Here is a 2,604-nt window from a genome sequence, read left to right on the forward strand (position 1 = left end):
CTTTACCGACCAGGGCGATTGCCAAGGTTTTGAATCGTATCTATTGCTACAGAATCTACGATAGAATTGGCGTGTAGAGGTCAGGGTGGGGAGATCTCTCATGAACGCAACTGCTGAAGCGAGTAGAGTTAGCTTCCGGGCCTGCCATCGGCGGAACATCGCTGCCTCTCTGGCCCATCGTTTAGAAGCAGCCAGGGCAGCCAACAACACCCGCCTGCTGGAGTTGCTGGAACAGGAGCAACGGCAACTAGCAGCAGAGTCCAGCGGCAGGGATCCCTCTGTTTTGGGTCTGCCTGAAAGATGGCGCCACCTTTGGGAGGGCCTGAAAGCCGTGTTGAGCGTCCAGGAGGAGCTGCGGGTGCGCCAGTGGGTGGATAGTGGCGGCACGGTCTGGTGGCACGCCCAGGATCCGCTCACAGGTGAGTGTCTCTGCACGCCGTCTGAGCAAGAGCTGATGGATTGGATCGAGAAGCACTCTCGGAACGGCTAGGGAGGATTGATCCCTAAGCCGGAGGGGGAGCGGGCAGAGGGGGCAGGCTTGCTGGCATTGGTTATTGGTTCTTAGGGCGGAGGCGGGATCCACTTGTTAGGATTGACCTAATCCCAGGAGAGGCGCGGGGATGGTTTGGCAATTACTGACGTGGCCGGCCCAGAGCCTGCTGTGGTTGGCGGAGCAGATTCGAGAACGGGCCGAGGCGCAACTCGACAGCAAAGAAAACCTCCAGAAAGAACTCACCGCTCTCCAGATTCAGCTCGATCTAGGGGAGATCGACGAAGAGACCTATACCCGGCGGGAAGAGGAGATCCTGCTGGCGCTGGAAGCCCTGGCCCAAGCCGAAGCCGGCAGCACCGATGAGCGGCCTGGCGAGGATCTCTAAGTTCTGCGGGGGATCAGAACATGGGAGAATAAGCTTTGGTTGACCTCATTTTCCTACCCTGGGTTGCTTTCCATGACCGAATCCCGTGAAACCTTAGTGCTCCGCGACGAGCAGAACCAGCCTCTGAAATGCGAGATCCTGAGGCAGGTGGTCATTGAGGAGCAAACCTATGCACTGGCCACGCCCGTGGACGCCGTGATCAAAGTGCTGGTTTGGGAGGGGGAGGAGGAGCCCGGCCAAGCGGTGAACGGAGATGCGGACATGGAAGGGATCCTGGATGAGCCGGATCCAGAAGAGCTCCAGGCTGCCCTGCCCACCATCCAGGCCGTTTTGGCGGAGTTGAACTTGACTCTGCAGCAAAACGGCTTTGACATCCTAACGGTCCAGGGAGAGTTGCCCCCTGTGGAAGAGGAAGATGTGTTCGAACTGGGCGAAAGCGAGGAAGATGCCCAGGAATTCCAACTGCTGGCTACCTTCTTCTACAAAGATAAGAAGTACGGCATCTTTACGCCCCTCGACCCAGTTCTGGTCTACGTAGCCCTGCCTGATGAGGGGGATCCCTACCTCCTGAACCCAGAGGACTCACCAGCCCTGTTCGACCAACTCAGTGCTGTGCTGCTTGATCTGGACGAGTCAGTGGAAGAGGAGGAGTACGATGATGAATATGACGATGAAGACGAGGACTAGGCAGCTCGGGATTTCTGCCTGAGAATTCAAGGCACCTGGGCCAAAAAGCCCAAAGGTGGAAGTACCAAGCCTCTTGCCCCAATGCAGCCCCTTGGTTGCCGCTCAAGTCGATTGGGCGGAGTCCTTTTGCCGCCAGCGCCGACTGGGGGAGCGGCAGATAATGGAAGGAGGCCCTCGTTTGGTTCCCCAGGCGTTGCCCGATCCCAAGGAGCAGCAGGGATGCAACCGGTTGATCTAACCACCCTCCGTGCTGTACTGGCGGAGCTAAAAGGGGCTGAGGCCGGCGGGGATCCCTTGCTGCCTGCCCGCGTGGAGTGGATCCAGCAAACCGATCTGTGGACAGTGGTGATCGGCTTGCGCACTCTTAGGGCCCGCCCTTGCTTGCTGTTGTCTTGGCATCCCCAGGCGGCCCGAGTTCACCTCTGTCAGGCTCCTCCCAAGGAGCCAGAGGATTTTTCATTTAGCCAACACCTGCAGCGGCACCTGCGGGGCTTGGCCCTGACGGAGCTGGCGCTGCTGGACGAGTGGGAGCGGGTGATTGACTTTCGCTTTGGCCCTCGCCCCGGGGATCCGCCGCAGCGCCACCTTTATCTGGAAGTGATGGGGAAGTACAGCAATGCCATCTTGGTGGACGAGGCAGGCCTGATCCTAGCCTGTGGCCACGGGGTAAGCGAGCGGCAATCGCGGGTACGCCCCGTACAGCCGGGACTTGCTTACGAAGCCCCCCCTGCCCTGACCGACCCAATCCCGCAGCGAGCCGAGCCCTTCTCTCAGTGGCAAGAGCGCCTGGCTCTAGTCCCCGGCCCTATTGCTCAGCGGCTCCTGCGCTGCTACCGCGGCCTCAGCCGGCACTTGGCAGAGGCAATGTGCCTCCAAGCGGGGATCCCACCCCAAACCCTCAGCAACCAACTCTCGCCCCAGGAGTGGCAGGCGCTGTTTTTTTGGTGGCAGGACTGGCTGGCCCGCCTGGAAACGGGTCGGTTTGAGCCGGCACTCACCTCCCAGGGGTACACTCTTCTCGGCTGGAGGGGCTCTAGCG

The 2,604-nt window shown here is 60.1% G+C and carries 4 protein-coding genes; all 4 read left to right on the forward strand.

The features are described 5' to 3' along the window. Window positions 1-100 precede the first annotated feature (100 nt). Window positions 101-490 (forward strand): hypothetical protein, encoded by a 390-nt coding sequence (locus NW852_RS00155; protein WP_414371476.1) that lies wholly within the window; start codon window positions 101-103, stop codon window positions 488-490. Between the two features lie 130 nt (window positions 491-620). Next, a complete protein-coding gene (locus tag NW852_RS00160; protein ID WP_414365950.1) occupies window positions 621-878 on the forward strand; it encodes a gas vesicle protein GvpG in 258 nt (85 codons plus the stop codon). A gap of 72 nt (window positions 879-950) precedes the next feature. Next, the gene (locus NW852_RS00165; protein ID WP_414371474.1) at window positions 951-1,565 is read left to right on the forward strand and encodes a DUF3727 domain-containing protein; all 615 of its coding nucleotides are present in this window, start codon (window positions 951-953) and stop codon (window positions 1,563-1,565) included. Between the two features lie 219 nt (window positions 1,566-1,784). Next, on the forward strand, window positions 1,785-2,604 hold an 820-nt coding region (locus NW852_RS00170; RefSeq protein WP_414426367.1), incomplete at its 3' end, for an NFACT family protein.

Source organism: Synechococcus sp. H60.1 (genome assembly GCF_047462335.1).
Taxonomy (GTDB): Bacteria; Cyanobacteriota; Cyanobacteriia; order Thermostichales; family Thermostichaceae; genus Thermostichus.